This window comes from Tepidibacter sp. Z1-5, assembly GCF_037844525.1.
In the GTDB taxonomy this organism is placed as follows: Bacteria; Bacillota; Clostridia; order Peptostreptococcales; family Peptostreptococcaceae; genus Tepidibacter_A.
In genome coordinates this window covers 13,702-30,589 of record NZ_JBBMMD010000035.1, presented here as the reverse complement: position 1 = coordinate 30,589, position 16,888 = coordinate 13,702, and the positions used below count along the sequence as shown (strand labels likewise).

General features: G+C 33.4%; 14 protein-coding genes. All 14 read left to right on the top strand.

Going from position 1 to position 16,888, the window contains the following annotated elements:
- The first annotated feature begins 31 nt into the window (after positions 1 to 31).
- The 14 genes from WJW32_RS07480 to acsB all read left to right on the top strand — a co-directional run bounded on the left by WJW32_RS07480 (position 32) and on the right by acsB (position 16,888).
- Positions 32 to 928: a bifunctional enoyl-CoA hydratase/phosphate acetyltransferase gene (locus tag WJW32_RS07480; RefSeq protein WP_340256933.1), complete on the top strand. Its 897-nt coding sequence runs from the start codon at positions 32 to 34 to the stop codon at positions 926 to 928.
- Between the two features lie 650 nt (positions 929 to 1,578).
- Positions 1,579 to 3,489: an anaerobic carbon-monoxide dehydrogenase catalytic subunit gene (gene cooS / locus WJW32_RS07475; RefSeq protein WP_340256931.1), complete on the top strand. Its 1,911-nt coding sequence runs from the start codon at positions 1,579 to 1,581 to the stop codon at positions 3,487 to 3,489.
- 27 nt (positions 3,490 to 3,516) lie between these two features.
- Positions 3,517 to 4,290 carry an ATP-binding protein gene (locus WJW32_RS07470; protein ID WP_340256929.1) on the top strand — a complete coding sequence of 258 codons (774 nt, stop codon included), beginning with the start codon at positions 3,517 to 3,519 and terminating at the stop codon, positions 4,288 to 4,290.
- A gap of 1 nt (position 4,291) precedes the next feature.
- Positions 4,292 to 5,968 (top strand): formate--tetrahydrofolate ligase, encoded by a 1,677-nt coding sequence (locus WJW32_RS07465; RefSeq protein ID WP_340256927.1) that lies wholly within the window; start codon positions 4,292 to 4,294, stop codon positions 5,966 to 5,968.
- A 20-nt stretch (positions 5,969 to 5,988) separates the two neighbouring features.
- Positions 5,989 to 6,621, top strand: coding sequence for a cyclodeaminase/cyclohydrolase family protein (locus WJW32_RS07460; RefSeq protein ID WP_340256925.1), 633 nt, complete (start codon positions 5,989 to 5,991; stop codon positions 6,619 to 6,621).
- 33 nt (positions 6,622 to 6,654) lie between these two features.
- Positions 6,655 to 7,509 (top strand): bifunctional 5,10-methylenetetrahydrofolate dehydrogenase/5,10-methenyltetrahydrofolate cyclohydrolase, encoded by an 855-nt coding sequence (locus tag WJW32_RS07455; protein ID WP_340257339.1) that lies wholly within the window; start codon positions 6,655 to 6,657, stop codon positions 7,507 to 7,509.
- 20 nt (positions 7,510 to 7,529) lie between these two features.
- On the top strand, positions 7,530 to 8,198 hold the full coding sequence (locus tag WJW32_RS07450; protein WP_340256924.1) for a methylenetetrahydrofolate reductase C-terminal domain-containing protein: 669 nt from the start codon (positions 7,530 to 7,532) through the stop codon (positions 8,196 to 8,198).
- Positions 8,199 to 8,221: 23 nt separating this feature from the next.
- Positions 8,222 to 9,157: a methylenetetrahydrofolate reductase gene (locus WJW32_RS07445; protein WP_340256922.1), complete on the top strand. Its 936-nt coding sequence runs from the start codon at positions 8,222 to 8,224 to the stop codon at positions 9,155 to 9,157.
- A 134-nt stretch (positions 9,158 to 9,291) separates the two neighbouring features.
- Positions 9,292 to 10,686 (top strand): dihydrolipoyl dehydrogenase, encoded by a 1,395-nt coding sequence (gene lpdA / locus WJW32_RS07440; protein WP_340256920.1) that lies wholly within the window; start codon positions 9,292 to 9,294, stop codon positions 10,684 to 10,686.
- Between the two features lie 56 nt (positions 10,687 to 10,742).
- Positions 10,743 to 11,510 (top strand): ATP-binding protein, encoded by a 768-nt coding sequence (locus tag WJW32_RS07435; protein WP_340256919.1) that lies wholly within the window; start codon positions 10,743 to 10,745, stop codon positions 11,508 to 11,510.
- Positions 11,511 to 11,537: 27 nt separating this feature from the next.
- Positions 11,538 to 12,482, top strand: a complete 945-nt coding sequence (gene acsD, locus WJW32_RS07430; protein WP_340256917.1) for an acetyl-CoA decarbonylase/synthase complex subunit delta — start codon at positions 11,538 to 11,540, stop codon at positions 12,480 to 12,482.
- A 29-nt stretch (positions 12,483 to 12,511) separates the two neighbouring features.
- A complete protein-coding gene (gene acsC, locus WJW32_RS07425) occupies positions 12,512 to 13,882 on the top strand; it encodes an acetyl-CoA decarbonylase/synthase complex subunit gamma (RefSeq protein WP_340256916.1) in 1,371 nt (456 codons plus the stop codon).
- 55 nt (positions 13,883 to 13,937) lie between these two features.
- Positions 13,938 to 14,723 (top strand): carbon monoxide dehydrogenase/acetyl-CoA synthase methytransferase subunit, encoded by a 786-nt coding sequence (gene acsE, locus WJW32_RS07420; protein ID WP_340256915.1) that lies wholly within the window; start codon positions 13,938 to 13,940, stop codon positions 14,721 to 14,723.
- Positions 14,724 to 14,758: 35 nt separating this feature from the next.
- Positions 14,759 to 16,888 (top strand): acetyl-CoA decarbonylase/synthase complex subunit alpha/beta, encoded by a 2,130-nt coding sequence (acsB, locus tag WJW32_RS07415; RefSeq protein ID WP_340256913.1) that lies wholly within the window; start codon positions 14,759 to 14,761, stop codon positions 16,886 to 16,888.

Genomic DNA, 16,888 nt, shown 5'->3' with positions numbered 1-16,888 from the left:
AAAAGACAGTATAGGGAGGAATTGAAGTATCGTGATAAAAAAATTAAATCAAGTAATAAGCAAGGTTAAAAGTATACAAACTATGAAACTAGCAGTTGCAGCTGCTCAAGATGAAGAAGTTTTAAAAGCTATATTTGATGCTAGAAAAGAAGGGATTATAGAACCTATATTAGTAGGGGACACTGAAAAAATAAAAGAAATATCTAAAGAGTTAAATGAGGACATAACTGGAATAGAATTAATAGAAGCTAAGGAACTAAAAGAAAGTGCTGAAATTGCTGTAAAGCTTGTGTCTAGCAAAAAAGCAGACTTTGTTATGAAAGGACTAATAGACACATCTATACTTTTAAAAGAAGTTTTAAATAAAGAATATGGACTTAGAACAGAAAGTCTTTTGAGTCATGTGATGGTATATGAAGTTCCTAGTTACCATAAGTTGTTAATTCTTACTGATGGAGGAATGAACATTAGTCCGAATCTAGAACAAAAATACAAGATAATGAATAATGCTATAAAAGTTGCAAAATCATTAGAACTTGAAATTATAAAAGGAGCGTGTATTGCTGCAAAAGAAAAAGTAAGTGATAAAATGATAGCAACAGTCGATGCGCATGAACTATCTAAGAAGGAATATGGAAATGACATTATAGTTGAGGGGCCTCTTGCATTTGACTTATCTATATCAAAAGAAGCTGCTAGAATAAAGAACTTTAAGAGCGAAGTGGCAGGAGATGTCGATATAATGTTGTTTCCGACAATTGAGGTTGGAAACGGAATAGGTAAAGCATTGACGTATATGGCTGGAGCTAAATCTGCAGGTATAATAATGGGAGCTAAAGCACCGGTTGTATTAGTATCAAGAGCAGATACGCATGAATCAAAATTATATTCAATAGCAATAGGTGCCTTAATAGCAAACAATAAATAGTTATAGGTAATAAATAATAAACAGTATACATACTATATATAAGATTTGTAAATCTATCCAAAGATTATTTATGAAACTTAATTCAGATGGAGTAAAAACTCAATCTGAATTAAGTTTTGCTTTATAATAAAAAATCATTTTTTTAGAAAATTATATAAACTGCGATAAAAGATAAACAATATCTAAAAAAATCGACAAAAAAATAACGTTGTATTTGATATTAAAATTAACTTTAATACTAAAATTATAAATAAAAATAGACGTTGCAAAAATACACAATACTATATTTGTATATTTATTGAAAAAATACAAAAAACATTGCAAAAATATACAACAAATATTGTAAAATATGTTATAATCAAATTAAGAAATACAAAATGTTGGAATGAAGAAATGTATTTTGAGGGATAGAGAAATATATTTTTTGAATGCACTTGTCTTAAAATTAACGAACTTAAAGAAAATAACTGATTTTACTAAATGAAATTAGTTATTTTCTTTAAAATCTAATCATAGTATTTTAACTTTCATAAAATTTAAATAATAATGAATAATTATCTGAAGATAACCAAAAAAAGTCATGAAGACTATTTTTGTTGTTATATAAATTTGAAATTTCAAGAGTTTACCAGTTAAAAGGGGGAAGAAATATGGATGAAAAGTTATTGTCAATTGATAATGCCACTAATGAGTTAATAAAAAAAGCTAAGACAGATGGAGTAGAGACTATCTGGGATAGAAAAGAAAACATGAAACCATGTCCTATGGGGGAAAAAGGGATATGTTGTAGAATTTGTGCTATGGGACCTTGTAGAATAACTCCAAAAACACCTAGAGGTCTTTGTGGAGCAACTGCAGATGTTATTGTATCAAGAAACTTTGCAAGAATGGTAGCAGGGGGAGCAGCAGCACATTCAGATCATGGTAGAGATATAGCTCATGTTCTACATATGGCTAGTAAAGATGGTAATTATAAGGTTAGAGATGAAGCTAAATTAATGAAGTTAGCTAAAAGATGGGGAATAGAAACAGAGGAAAGAGATATATACGATATAGCACATGAGGTTGCAGGATTTGCACTTAATGAATTTGGAAAACCTTTTGGAAACTTAGAATTTCCTCCATCATTACCACCACAAAGAAGAAAAGTTTGGGAAGATTTAAATATAGTTCCAAGAGCTATAGATAGAGAAGTTGTAACTATTATGCATTCAACTCATGTTGGTTGTACAGCAGATGCAGATAGTATGTTAAACATTTCAACAAGAACAGCTCTTTCTGATGGATGGGGAGGTTCTTACATAGCAACAGAACTTAGTGATATATTATTTGGAACTCCAATACCAAGAGAAACGGAAGCAAACCTTGGTGTTTTAGAAGAAAATCAAGTAAACATAGTACTTCATGGACATGAACCTTCATTATCAGAAATGATAGTACTTGCAGCAGAGGATCCAGAACTTGTAGCTTTAGCTAAGGAAGTTGGAGCTGATGGAATTAACTTAGCTGGTATGTGCTGTACAGCAAATGAGGTTACAATGAGACATGGAGTTAAAATAGCTGGAAACTTTGCTCAACAAGAGCTTGCAATATTAACTGGAGCAGTAGAAGCGGTAATAGTTGACGTTCAATGTATATTCCCGGCTTTAGCACCTCTTGCAGATTGTTATCATACAAAATTCATAACTACATCTCCAAAAGCTAGAATTACAGGTGCAACTCATTTGGAATTTGATGAAGAAAAAGCATTTGATTCAGCAAAATCAATAGTTAAAGAAGCTATACTAAACTTTAAAAATAGAGATAAGAAAAAGGTTTTCATACCTCAAACTAAAAATCATGCAACAGTAGGATATAGTGTTGACGCTATAATCAATCAATTAGATAAGGTTGTAAACTCTCATATAGATCCAGCGGGAACTGTTAAGCCTCTTGCTGATTGTATAACATCTGGAGTGTTAAGAGGAGCTGCAGGAGTAGTTGGATGTAATAATCCTAAGGTTAAGCATGATTATGGACATATTGAACTTATAAAAGAACTTATCAAGAATGATATAATAGTTGTTGTTACAGGATGTTCAGCACAAGCTTGTGCTAAGGCAGGGCTTTTAAGTAAGGATGCTAGAAAATTAGCTGGTCAAGGACTTGCAACTGTATGTGAACTTGTTGATATACCACCTGTACTTCACATGGGATCTTGTGTTGATATAAGCCGTATATTAGAGCTTGTAGGAGAGGTCGCTAAATTCTTAAATGTAGATATACCTCAATTACCAGTTGTTGGAGCAGCTCCTGAGTGGATGTCAGAAAAGGCAGTATCTATAGGAACATACGTTGTTGCATCAGGAATCGATACATGGCTTGGAGTAGTACCACCTGTAACAGGAGGACCAAGAGTTTTAGAAATACTTACAAATGAAATGGAAAACACTCTTGGAGCTAAATTCTTTGTAGAGCCAGACCCTGTAAAAGCAGCGGGACAAATAATAGAAAGAATAGAACAAAAACGTAAGGCTTTAGAAGAAATGTTCGAAAATAAAGGAGAATTAGCGAAAGCTTAAAAATAAAGTGAAAAAAGGTGATAAAACATGAAAATAGCTATAACAGGAAAAGGTGGAGTTGGAAAAACAACATTCTCAGCAATGCTTTCTAGAATATATGCAGACGAAGGTTATCGCGTTTTATCAGTTGATGCAGACCCTGATGCCAATTTAGCATTGGCATTGGGATTTCCTCAAAAACTAATAGATGAAATAGTACCTATATCAGAAATGAAGAATTTAGTAGAAGAAAGAACTAGTGCAGAAGCTGGAACGTTTGCTAAAATGTTCAAACTAAATCCAAAAGTTGATGATATACCAGATAGGTATTGCAAGGAGTACAATGGAGTAGGGGTACTTAGTATGGGAACTGTTGATACCGGAGGATCAGGTTGTGTTTGTCCTGAACATGTATTACTTAAAAGACTTACTTCTCATTTGATTCTTCAAAATAAAGATGTAGTTGTAATGGATATGGAAGCAGGCATTGAACATTTGGCAAGAGGAACAGCTCAAGGCGTAGATGCTTTTATAGTAGTAGTTGAACCTGGGGAAAGAAGTCTTCAGACTTATAGAAAAGTTAGAAAGCTAGCTGAAGATATAGGAGTACGTAAGGTTTGGGTAGTTGCAAACAAGATAAGAAATGAAAAAGACGAATATTTTATATTAGATAATGTTAAAAAAGAAGAATTTTTAGGGTTTATATATTATAATGAAGATGTAATAAATTCAGATAGGTCAAATTTATCTCCTTATGATAGCAGTGAAAAAACTAGAGAGGAGATAAAGTACATAAAACAAAAAATACAAGGGGGAATTTAAAATGGGTTTTAAGTCTGATATTGAAATAGCTCAAGAAGCTAAGCCGCAAGATATAAGGGAGATTGCTAAAAAGCTTAATTTGACAGAAGATGATATCGAACTATATGGAAAATATAAAGCTAAAGTTGATTATAACTTATTAAAAAGAGAAACTGGCAAAAAATCAAAATTAATATTAACTACAGCAATAAATCCAACACCAGCTGGAGAAGGAAAAACAACTACAACTATAGGTGTTGCAGATGGACTTGCTAAACTTAATAAAAATGTTTTAGTTGCCCTAAGAGAACCATCACTTGGACCTGTATTTGGAGTTAAAGGAGGAGCAGCTGGTGGAGGTTATGCACAAGTTGTTCCAATGGAAGATATAAACCTACATTTTACTGGAGATTTTCATGCTATAGGTGCTGCGAATAACTTACTTGCAGCTATGATAGATAACCATATATATCAAGGAAATAAGCTTGATATTGATCCAAGAAGAGTAACTTGGAGAAGATGTGTTGATATGAATGATAGACAGTTAAGATTTGTAGTTGATGGACTTGGTGGAAAGGCTAATGGAATGCCTAGAGAAGATGGATTTGATATAACTGTTGCATCTGAAATTATGGCTGCATTTTGTCTTGCAAATAATATATCAGATTTAAAAGAAAGATTGTCTAGAATAATAATAGGTTATAGCAGAGCTGGAGAGCCTGTTACTGCTGGAGATATAAATGCACATGGTGCAATGGCAGCACTTTTAAAAGATGCTTTAAAACCAAACCTTGTACAAACGCTTGAAGGAACGCCAGCATTCGTTCACGGAGGACCATTTGCAAATATAGCTCATGGTTGTAACTCTGTAATAGCTACTAAGATGGCTATGCACTTTGCAGACTATGTAATAACAGAGGCAGGATTTGGAGCTGACCTTGGAGCTGAAAAATTCTTAGATATTAAATGTAGAATGGCTGATTTAAAGCCAGATGCAGTTATAATAGTTGCAACTGTTAGAGCTCTTAAATACAATGGTGGAGTAGCTAAGAATGATTTAAATGAAGAAAATTTAGAGGCATTAGAAAAAGGACTTCCAAACTTGTTAAAGCATGTTGAAAACATTACTAAGGTATATAAATTACCTGCAGTAGTTGCTATAAATAGATTCCCACTTGATACAGAAGCTGAACTTAATTTAGTTAAAACAAAATGTGAAGAATTAGGTGTTAATGTTGCTCTATCAGAAGTATGGGCAAAAGGTGGAGAAGGCGGAATTGAAGTAGCTAAAGAAGTACTTAGATTAATAGAAGAAGAAGAAAATGACTTTACTTTTGCATATGAGTCTGATATGCCAATTAAAGATAAGATAAGAGCTATAGCTCAAAAAGTATATGGAGCTGATGATGTAGACTTTACTCCAGCTGCAACTAAGGAAATAGAAAATCTTGAAAAACTTGGATTTAAAGAAATGCCTATATGTATGGCTAAAACTCAGTATTCATTAACTGATGATCAAACTAAACTTGGAAGACCTACAGGATTCAATATAACTGTAAGACAAGTAACTGTTTCAGCAGGAGCTGGATTTATAGTAGCTTTAACTGGTCAAATAATGAAAATGCCAGGACTTCCAAAAGTTCCAGCAGCAGAAAGAATAGATGTAGATGAAAATGGAACAATAGCAGGATTATTCTAAGAATAATAGGAGGAACTAATATGAAATTAATAGAGAAAAACTCTATCGAATTCGTTGAAGTTCTTGCTTCTAAAGCAGCTGTCCCTGGAGGTGGAGGGGCAGCAGCTTTGGTAGGAGCTATAGGAATGGCTCTTGGAAGCATGGTTTGCAACTTGACGATAGGAAAGAAAAAGTATGCAGAATACGAAGAAATAGTTAAGGAATCATTAGAAAAAGCTACTAAAATCCAAGATGAGTTGCTAAGAATGGTAGATGAAGATGCTGAAAACTTCCTACCTTTATCAAAGGCATATGGAATAAAAGCTACTACAGAAGAAGAAAAAGAAGAAAAAGATAAAGTAATGGAAGAAGCTTTAAAAACAGCATGTTCAGTTCCTATAGAAATAGTAAGAACATGTTATAAAGCGATAAAACTTCATGAAGATTTAGTTGGTAAAACTTCAATGCTTGCTATAAGTGACATAGGAGTTGGAGTGCAGTGCTTAAGAGCGGCACTTATAAGTGGAAAATTAAATGTAGCTATAAATATAAACTCTATAAAAGATCAAGAATATGTAAACAAAGTTAAAGAAGAGACAGATAGATTAGTTTGTGAAGGAACTAAGATAGCTGATGAAGTTTACAAAAAAGTTGAACAAGAATTATGTAAATAGAAGGGGGAGTTTTAAATGGCAGATGCAGTAGTTATGGATAGTATTATAAAAGGAAAACCTGTTGCTGATAAAATATCAGAGAATTTAATAAAAGAAGTAGAAGAGTTAAAAGCTAAAGGAATAAATCCTAAGCTTTCAATAGTTAGAGTGGGTGCAAAAGGCGGAGACTTAGCATACGAAAGAGGAGCACTTAAAAGATGTGAAACAGTAGGTATATTAACAGAAGTTAAGGAACTTGCTGAAGATATAACTCAAGAAGATTACATAAATGAATTAAAAAAAGTAAATGAAGACAATTCAACTCATGGAATATTATGCTTTAGACCTCTTCCAAAGCATATAGATGAATCTCAAATAAAATATGTTATATCTCCTGAAAAAGATGTAGACTGCTTTAGCCCTGTAAATGCAGCAAAAGTTATGGAAGGAGATAAAACAGGATATCCACCATGTACACCTACTGCAGTAGTAGAAATATTAAAGCACTATGGAGTAGAACTTTCTGGTAAGAAGGTAGCGGTACTTGGAAGATCTATGGTTGTTGGAAAACCAGCTGCTATGCTTTTATTAAATGAAAATGCTACAGTTACTATATGTCATTCAAGAACTAAAGATTTAGCAACTGTTACAAGCGAAGCTGATGTATTAGTAGCTGCTGTTGGAAGAGCTAAAATGGTTAAAGAAAATTTTGTAAAAGAAGGCGCAGTAGTTATAGATGTTGGTATAAATGTTGATGAAAATGGAAAATTATGTGGAGATGTTGATACAGCTGCTGTTAAGGATAAAGTATCTATGATAACACCAGTTCCTGCAGGTGTTGGATCTGTTACAACTTCTGTACTTGCTAAACATATAGTTAAAGCTTGTAAAATGCAAAATAACGCATAAAACAAGAGGGGGGAATAGAGATGATAATTTCAGAAAAAAAACCTTTAGAGGAAGTATTAGAGTATATAAAGGATGCTCAAAAGGTAATAGTTACAGGATGTTCACTATGTGCAACAACTTGTAAGGTCGGCGGAGAAGAAGAAATTGAAGAAATGAAAAATATATTACAAGAAAATGGAAAAGAAGTTTTAGGGGTAAAGCTTTTAGATCCATCATGTAATCTATTGAAAGTAAAAAAAGATTTAAAATCTTTAAAAGAAGAATTAAAAGAAGCTGATGCTATAATTTCTCTAGCTTGTGGAGATGGAACTCAAACAATAGCTAAAAATGTTAAAATTCCAGTATATCCAGGAAATAATACTATGTTTATTGGAGAAGTTGAAAGAGTTGGTCAATTCTCTGAATCTTGTAAGGCTTGTGGAGAATGTGAGCTTGGATGGACTGGAGGTATCTGTCCAGTTACTATGTGTGCTAAAGGATTATTAAATGGTGCATGTGGTGGAGCTAAGGATGGAAAATGTGAGGTTGATCCAGAGAATGATTGTGCATGGATAAAAATATATGAGAGATTAAAAGAATTGGATCAATTAGACAATTTAACTAATATAAGACCTGCTAAAGATTATAAAAAATGTGCAAATCCAAGACATATAAACTTAAAGAAAAAAGAAGAATTAGCGAAAGCTTAGAAGGTTTAAAAGGGGGATTTGAGATGAGCTTATTAAGAACAGCTTTAGAAAATGGAGAATTTGGTGTTACAGCTGAAATGGCTCCACCTAAAGGTATTGATTTTAAACACTTAATAGAGTGTGCAAATATGATAAAGGGAAGAGTTCACGGAGTAAATGTAACAGATTTTCAATCAGCAGTTATGAGAACAACATCTCTTGCTACTTGTAAGGTTTTAAAAGATGAGGGACTTGAGCCTGTTCTTCAAATGACAGGAAGAGATAGAAATAGAATAGCTATACAGGGAGAATTATTATCTGCTGGGTTATTTGAAATTGATAATATGCTAGCTTTAACAGGAGACCATACAGTAGTAGGGGACCATCCAGGAGCAAAGCCTGTTTATGATTTAGATTCAGTAGGAATACTTCAAACAGCTGAAACTCTAATGGGTGGAGTTGATATGGTTGGAAATGAATTAAAAGGTAAACCAGAATTTTACCTAGGAGCTTGTGTAACTCCAAGATATGCTCCTCTTGAAGTACAAATACTTAAAATGGAGAAAAAGATAAAAGCAGGAGCTAAATTCTTCCAAACTCAAGGTGTATTTGATATAGAAACTATGAGAGTATTTAGAGAAAAAACTAAACATTTAGATTGCAAAGTATTAGCTGGAATAATACCTCTAAAAAATGTTGGAATGGCTAGATTTATGAATGCTAATGTTCCTGGAATATATGTACCGGAAGAAGTTATAGAAAGAATAAAGGCTTCTGCAAATAATGTAGAAATACCAGATGGAGCAACAGAGAAAGAAGTAAAAAAAATAAAGGCAAATGCTAGAGTTCAAGAGGGAATTAAAATTGCTGGTGAGTTCATAAAACAATTAAGAGAAGAAAACTTATGTGATGGGGTTCACATAATGGCAATTGGAGCAGAAGAAAATGTACCAGCGATACTAGACGCTGCTGACTTATAGAATTACTCAATAAAAATTATTATACAGTCATATGTTGTTTTGATACAAAAACAGTAGGATGGCTTTATTTATACATATTTATGCATGAAAATGCACAAATAATGAATAAAAATACAGAAATTGGGGGATTTTAGATGAAAATAGCAGTAATAGGTGGAGGACCAGGGGGATATGTAGCGGCTATTAAAGCATCTATGATGGGTGCTGATGTTACATTAATAGAAAAGAGAAGCGTAGGCGGAACTTGTTTAAATGTTGGATGCATACCTACTAAGGCATTGCTTGCGTGTTCAGAGATGTTGATGAATGTAAGAGAGTCTAAAAGCTATGGTATTAATATAGATGGTACTATTGATGCGGATTTTGAATCTATGATGGATAGAAAAGATAAAATCGTAGATCAACTTGTAAAAGGGATAGAATTTTTATTTGACAAAAAAGGTGTAAAACTTGTGAATGGATTTGGAAAATTGATAAGCAAGAATGAAATCGAGGTTTCTAAAGCGGATGGATCAAAGGAAGTAATAGAAGCGGATAAAATAATACTTGCAACAGGGTCAGTTCCTATAGTGCCTCCTATGTTTCCATACGATGGGGAAAAAGTTATAACTAGTGATGAGGCATTGAATTTAAAAGAACTTCCGAAATCTATGTTGATAGTTGGAGGGGGAGTAATTGGATGTGAGTTTGGTCAATTCTTTAGAACTTTAGGAACTGAAGTCTCAATTGTTGAAATGAATGATCAAGTTCTTCCTTTTGAAGATAAAGATGTCGCTAAACAGTTGCAAAGAAGCTTTAAAAAGGATAAAATTAAACTATTAACAGGTAAAAAAATACAAAACTGTAACGTTAAGGATGAAAAGGTCGTAGCAAATCTTGATAATGGGAAATCTGTAGAAGCCGATATTATGTTAGTTTCTGTTGGTAGAAAACCTTACCTTGAAAATTTAGGAATAGAAGATCTTGGAATTGAAGTAGAAAGAGGAAGAATAGTAGTAGATGAAAAGATGCAAACCAATGTAGATGGGATTTATGCAATTGGTGATATAGTAAATAGTCCGTTCCTTGCTCATGTAGCTTCAAAGGAAGGTATGATAGCTGTTGAGAATGCTCTTGGAAAAGATAAGAAGATAAATTATACAGCTATTCCAAGATGTGTATATACAGAGCCTGAGGTTGCGGGAGTAGGACTTACTGAAAAGCAATTAGAGCAACAAGGTATAAATTACAAGATTGGTAAATTTGAGTTTAGAGGACTTGGAAAAGCTCAAGCAATAGGAAAATTCCAAGGATTTATAAAGATATTAGCAGATAGTGAAGATAAGATAGTAGGAGCTTCTATTGTAGGTCCTCATGCGACAGATTTGCTAACAGAGCTTACTTTAGCTGTTAACTTAGGCCTTACTGTAGAGCAAGTTGGAGATGTTATTCATCCTCATCCTACTTTATCAGAGGGATTGATGGAAGCTTTACATGATGTACATGGAGAATGTGTACATTCAGTTACAAAAGCAAAAGCTGACGCTTAGTAAAGATAGAGCTTTATTAAAAGCTCTGTCTATCATATGAGTTAGGGGGAATAGTTATGGGATATACAATAGCTGTAGCAGGAAAAGGTGGAACTGGAAAAACTAGCTTGACAGGGCTTTTAATAGACAATTTAGTAAGACAAGGACAAAATCCAATACTTGTTGTTGACGCAGATGCAAATGCAAATATAAATGAGGTATTAGGAGTAGAGGTAGGAAGTACTATAGGGGAGATAAGAGAAGAAGTAAGTCAAAGAGAAATATCGGGAAATGGATTCCCAGGTGGTATGACTAAGGCTCAATATTTAAAGTATAGATTAAATACTTCTATAACAGAAGGAAATGGATACGATCTTTTGGTTATGGGGAGACCAGAAGGTCAAGGATGCTACTGTTATGTTAATGGAGTTTTAAGAGAACAAACAGATTCATTATCTGATAGTTATAAATATTTAGTTATAGATAATGAAGCTGGGATGGAGCATTTAAGTAGAAAAACAACTAAGCATATAGATACTTTATTTCTTGTAAGTGATTGTTCAAGAAGAAGTATTCAAGCAGTTGGAAGAATTAAAGAGCTTGTAAAAGAGCTTGATTTAAAAGTTAGCAATATATATTTAATAGTTAATAAAGCTGTGGATGGACAATTACATGAAGGTGTAAAAGAGGAAATTAAAATTCAAGGCTTGAATTTAATAGGTGTAGTTCCGATGGATGAGATGATATATGAGTATGATTCAAGTGGAATACCACTAGTTAAGTTACCAGAAGACAATAAGTCTAAATTAGCTATTAAAGAAATATTATCTAAAATAGAAATTTAAAAAGTAGTTATTAAGGGGGCGATTTTTGTGGCATTTAAGATGTCTGTTCAAAAATATGCAGGAAAAATTTCTGAAGTTGAAATTGGAACTGGAGAAAAAGCTTTAAAATTAGGTGGAGAAAATGTAATGCCATTTTACAGCTTTGATGGAGATTGTGGAAACACACCTAAGATGGGAATAGAGATGTTAGATGTATTCCCAGAAAACTGGATAGAGCCATTAAAAGATTTATACAAAGATGTAGCTAACAATCCAGTAGAGTGGGCTAAGTTTGTAGAAAAAGAAATGCAACCTGATTTCATATGTTTGAAGTTTGTAGGAGCTGATCCAAATGGATTAGATAAATCTGCTGAAGAGTGTGCACAAATAGCAAAAGATATAGTAGAAAGTATTGAGTTACCTTTAGTTATTTCAGGATGCAATAATTTTGAAAAAGATGCTAAGGTATTTGAAAAAGTAGCAGCAGCAGTTGATGGAAAGAATTGTTTATTCTTAGCAGCAGTTGAAGAAAACTATAAGGCAGTAGGAGCAGCAGCTGGACTTGCTTATCCTCATAAGGTAGGAGCTGAATCTTCTGTTGATATAAACTTAGCTAAACAATTAAACGTATTGTTGAATCAACTTGGAGTTAAAGAAGAAAATATAGTTATGAATGTAGGTTGTTCAGCAGTAGGATATGGATATGAGTATGTTGCTACAACTTTGGATAGAATTAGACTTGCAGCATTTGGCCAAAATGATAAAACACTTCAAATGCCTATAATGGCACCTGTTTCTTCTGAAGCTTGGTCAGTTAAAGAGTCTGTTGCTGATGTTGAAGATGTCCCAGAGTGGGGATGCAAAGAAGAAAGAGGAATAACTATGGAAGTATCAACTGCATCTAGTATGATAGTAGGTGGAGCGAATGCAGTTATACTTCGTCATCCTAAATCTTTAGAAACTATGAAAAAATTTGTATGTGAATTAGCATAATAAATAGAGGTGTTAAGGGGGAAAGAAAAATGGCTTTAAAAGGATTAGATATATTTAAGTTATCTCCAAAGAAAAACTGTAAGGATTGTGGATTTCCAACATGTATGGCATTTTCTATGAAGGTTGCAGCAGGAGCAGCTGAAATATCAAAATGTCCTCATATGAGTGAAGAAGCATTAAATAAGCTTTCAGAAGCTACTGCACCACCTATGAAAACTTTAACTATAGGTAATGGTGACAATGAGTATAAACTAGGTGGAGAAACAGTGCTTTTCAGACATGAAAAGAGCTTAGTTAATAGAAATAGATTTGCAGTATTATTCTCTGACTCTATGGATGATCAAACTGTAAATAATAAAATAGAGAACATTAAAAAGGTTGACTACATAAGAATCGGAGAAGAAATGAAGATTGAAATAGCTGCTTTAAAATACAGTGGCAATAAAGAAAATTATATTAAATTAATAAATACAGTTAAGGATAGTGAAATAAAAGTAGCTTACATGTTAATTTGTGAAGATGTAGATGTATTAAAAGAAGCTCTTGAAATAGTTAAGGGAGAAAATCCTATAGTTTATGGAGCTAACAAAGAAAACTACAAGGAAATGGTAGAACTTGTTAAAGCTGATAAATTAGCATTAGGTGTTAAAGCTAAAAATCTTGAAGAATTATATAGCTTAGTAGAAGATATTCACAAATTAGGATACAAAGAGTTGATATTAGATCCTACTAGTAAGAATCTTAAGGAAGCTTTTACTAATGCAGTTCAAATAAGAAGAATTGCTTTAAAAGAGGGAGATAGAGCATTTGGATATCCTTCAGTTATATTTGCAAATGATATTGCAAAAGATGATAAGTATATGGAGGTTGCTATATCTTCTTTATTCACAGTTAAGTATGGATCTATAATAGTTCTTGATGATATAGATTATTCTAGAGCACTTCCATTATTTGCTCTAAGACAAAATATATATACAGATCCTCAAAGACCTATGAGAGTTGAACCTAAGATTTACCCTATAAATAATCCAGATGAAAATTCTCCAGTTCTTGTAACTGTTGACTTTGCTCTTACTTATTTTATTATAGCTGGAGAAATAGAAAGATCTAAAGTTCCAATGTGGCTTGCAATACCAGATGCAGGAGGATACTCTGTTTTAACAGCTTGGGCTGCTGGTAAATTCGGAGGAAGTAGCATATCAAACTTTATTAAAGAAAGTGGAGTAGCAGAACAAACTAAATGCAGAAAACTTATAATACCTGGAAAAGTAGCTGTTTTAAAAGGTGATATTGAAGATAATTTACCTGGATGGGATGTTGTTATAGGAACTAATGAAGCTATGGAACTTCCTAAATTCTTAAGAGATTTTAATGAAGAATTAAGAACTGCTAAAGCTTAATTGAAAATAGGAAGGATTTAATCCTTCCTTCATTATAAAAAGGGGGTAATTGTTAATGGAAAGATTTATGATAATAGGAGAGAGAATCCACTGTATTTCGCCAAGTATAAGAAAAGCATTAGAAGAAAAAAATCCTGAGCCAATTTTAAAAAGAGCTAAAGAACAAATTGATGCAGGGGCTCATTACATAGATTTTAACATAGGACCAGCTGAAAGAAATGGAGAAGAGTTAATGACTTGGGGAGTTAAATTAATTCAAGAAAACTTCAACAATATACCAATGGCTCTTGATACAGCTAATAAAAAAGCTATTGAGGCAGGTCTTAAGGTTTACAATAGAGAAAATGGAAAGCCTATCATAAACTCTGCTGATGCAGGACCAAGATTTGATCTTATAGATTTAGCTGCTGAGTATGATGCTATGGTAATAGGACTTTGTGCTAAAGAAGGTATTCCAAGAGATAATGATGAGCGTATGGCTTACTGTACTCAAATATTAGAAAGAGGTATGGAACTTGGAATGGATCCGGAAGATATACTATTTGACCCTCTTTGTCTTGTAATAAAGGGAATGCAAGACAAACAAATGGAAGTTTTGGAAGCAATAAGAATGATGACTGAAATGGGACTTAGAACTACAGGAGGTCTTTCTAATATATCAAATGGAGCTCCAAAAGATATAAGACCTATACTTGATTCAGCATTCTTATCAATGGCTATGGCTAATGGATTTAGCTCAGCTATAATAAATCCATGTGATAAAGAACTTATGAAGGCAATAAAATCATGTGATGTTATAAAAGGAAATATACTATACGCTGATTCTTATTTAGAATTATAGGAGATTTAAAATAAATTATTTAGGGGGATAGAAACATGAGCTTATTCAAAACTATATTCACAGGATCTAATCAAGCATTAGACGCGGCTACTGATTTTTTAAATAAAAGTATAGAAGAAAATGGACTTAATCATAAAGTTGCTTTTCCTGACACTGCATATTCACTTCCTATTATATATGCTGCTACTGGACTTAAAATGGAAAGTCTTGCTGATCTTCAAAAGGCATTGGGAGTTGTTAAAAGTTTAATAGGAGAAGAAAAAGAAAACTTAGAAAATGGACTTAATGCAGGTCTTGGAACAGCTGTTGCAGCTGAGGTTATAGAGGCTATTAAATATTCTACTATGGATGCTCCTTATGAAGCGCCATGTGCTGGACATATAAGTGACCCTATAATTCGTTCTCTAGGAGTTCCTCTAGTTACAGGAGATATACCTGGAGTTGCAGTTGTATTAGGAGAATGTCCCGATGCTGAAACAGCAGCAAAGGTTATAAAAGATTATCAATCTAAGGGACTTTTAACATTCTTAGTTGGTAAGGTTATAGATCAAGCTATAGAGGCAGACGTTAAGATGGGCCTTGATTTAAGGGTAATACCTTTAGGATATGATGTTACATCTGTAATACATGTTGTGTCTGTAGCTGTTAGAGCTGCTCTTATATTCGGAGGATTAGAGCCAGGAAATCTAGAAGGATTATTAGACTATACGCTTAATAGAGTTCCAGCGTTTGTAAATGCATTTGGACCTTTAAGTGAGCTTATTGTATCTTGTGGAGCTGGAGCTATAGCTTTAGGATTCCCTGTTATAACAGATCAAGATGTGTTTGAAGTTCCAACTAGACTGTTAACTCAAAAAGACTATGATAAATTCGTAGCTACATCACTTGAGGCTAGAGGAATAAAGATAAAAATAACTGAAATTCCTATACCAGTATCTTTTGCAGCTGCATTTGAAGGCGAAAGAATTAGAAAAGGTGATATGTTTGCAGAATTTGGTGGAGGAAAAACTGAATCTTGGGAATTGGTAATGAAAAGAGAACTTTCAGAAGTAGAAGATCACAAGATTGAACTAATAGGACCGGATATAGATGTAATAACAGAGGTTCCAGGAAAATTACCTTTAGCAGTATTCGTAGAAGTTGCTGGTAAGAATATGCAAGACGATTTTGAACCTGTACTTGAAAGACGTATTCACTATTTTATGAATTACATTGAAGGTGTAATGCATGTAGGTCAAAGAGATATAACTTGGATAAGAATAGGTAAAGAAGCCAATGATAAAGGATTTAGATTAAATCACATAGGAGAAGTTTTATATGCTAAGATGCATGATGAGTTTGGATCTGTTGTTGATAAGTGTCAAATAACTATAGTAACTGATCCTGAAAAAGTATCTGAGCTTAAAGGAAAGTATGCTGTAGGTAAATATGAAGCAAGAGATTCAAGACTTGCATCATTAACAGATGAGAGTGTAAATGAGTTTTATTCTTGTAACTTATGTCAGTCATTTGCACCAGCACATGTATGTATAGTAACTCCAGAAAGACAAGGTCTTTGCGGAGCTGTAAGCTGGTTAGATGGTAAAGCTACTAAAGAATTAGACCCTACAGGACCTTGTCAACCAGTACCAAAAGATGGTATTGAAGACGAAAAATTGGGAGTTTGGAGTGCTGTTAATGAAACTGTGGCTCAAATTTCTCAAGGAGCAGTAGAAAGAGTAACTCTTTACAGTATAATGGAAGATCCTATGACTTCTTGTGGATGTTTTGAATGTATCTGTGGAATAATGCCAGAAGCTAATGGACTTGTAATAGTTAATAGAGAGCATGCAGGAATAACACCTCTTGGAATGACATTTGGAGAACTTGCATCTATGACAGGAGGAGGAGTTCAAACTCCAGGATTTATGGGTCATGGTAGACAATTTATTTCATCTAAGAAGTTTGTAGCAGCTGAAGAAGGAACTAGAAGAATTGTTTGGATGCCAAAAGAATTAAAAGAATATGTAAGTGAAAAATTAAATGCTACTGTTCAAGAATTATATGGAATAGAAAACTTTACAGATATGATATGTGATGAGACTATAGCTACTGAGTCTGAGGATGTATTGGCATTCTTAGAAGAAAAAGGTCATCCAGCATTACAAATGGAAGAAGTTATGTAA

Excerpts from the sequence above, each read along its gene's own strand:
- cooS (WP_340256931.1), top strand. The coding sequence starts at position 1,579 with ATGGATGAAAAGTTATTGTCAATTGATAATGCCACTAATGAGTTAATA.
- WJW32_RS07470 (WP_340256929.1), top strand. The coding sequence starts at position 3,517 with ATGAAAATAGCTATAACAGGAAAAGGTGGAGTTGGAAAAACAACATTC.
- WJW32_RS07465 (WP_340256927.1), top strand. The coding sequence starts at position 4,292 with ATGGGTTTTAAGTCTGATATTGAAATAGCTCAAGAAGCTAAGCCGCAA.
- WJW32_RS07460 (WP_340256925.1), top strand. The coding sequence starts at position 5,989 with ATGAAATTAATAGAGAAAAACTCTATCGAATTCGTTGAAGTTCTTGCT.
- WJW32_RS07455 (WP_340257339.1), top strand. The coding sequence starts at position 6,655 with ATGGATAGTATTATAAAAGGAAAACCTGTTGCTGATAAAATATCAGAG.
- WJW32_RS07450 (WP_340256924.1), top strand. The coding sequence starts at position 7,530 with ATGATAATTTCAGAAAAAAAACCTTTAGAGGAAGTATTAGAGTATATA.
- WJW32_RS07445 (WP_340256922.1), top strand. The coding sequence starts at position 8,222 with ATGAGCTTATTAAGAACAGCTTTAGAAAATGGAGAATTTGGTGTTACA.
- lpdA (WP_340256920.1), top strand. The coding sequence starts at position 9,292 with ATGAAAATAGCAGTAATAGGTGGAGGACCAGGGGGATATGTAGCGGCT.
- WJW32_RS07435 (WP_340256919.1), top strand. The coding sequence starts at position 10,743 with ATGGGATATACAATAGCTGTAGCAGGAAAAGGTGGAACTGGAAAAACT.
- acsC (WP_340256916.1), top strand. The coding sequence starts at position 12,512 with ATGGCTTTAAAAGGATTAGATATATTTAAGTTATCTCCAAAGAAAAAC.
- acsE (WP_340256915.1), top strand. The coding sequence starts at position 13,938 with ATGGAAAGATTTATGATAATAGGAGAGAGAATCCACTGTATTTCGCCA.
- acsB (WP_340256913.1), top strand. The coding sequence starts at position 14,759 with ATGAGCTTATTCAAAACTATATTCACAGGATCTAATCAAGCATTAGAC.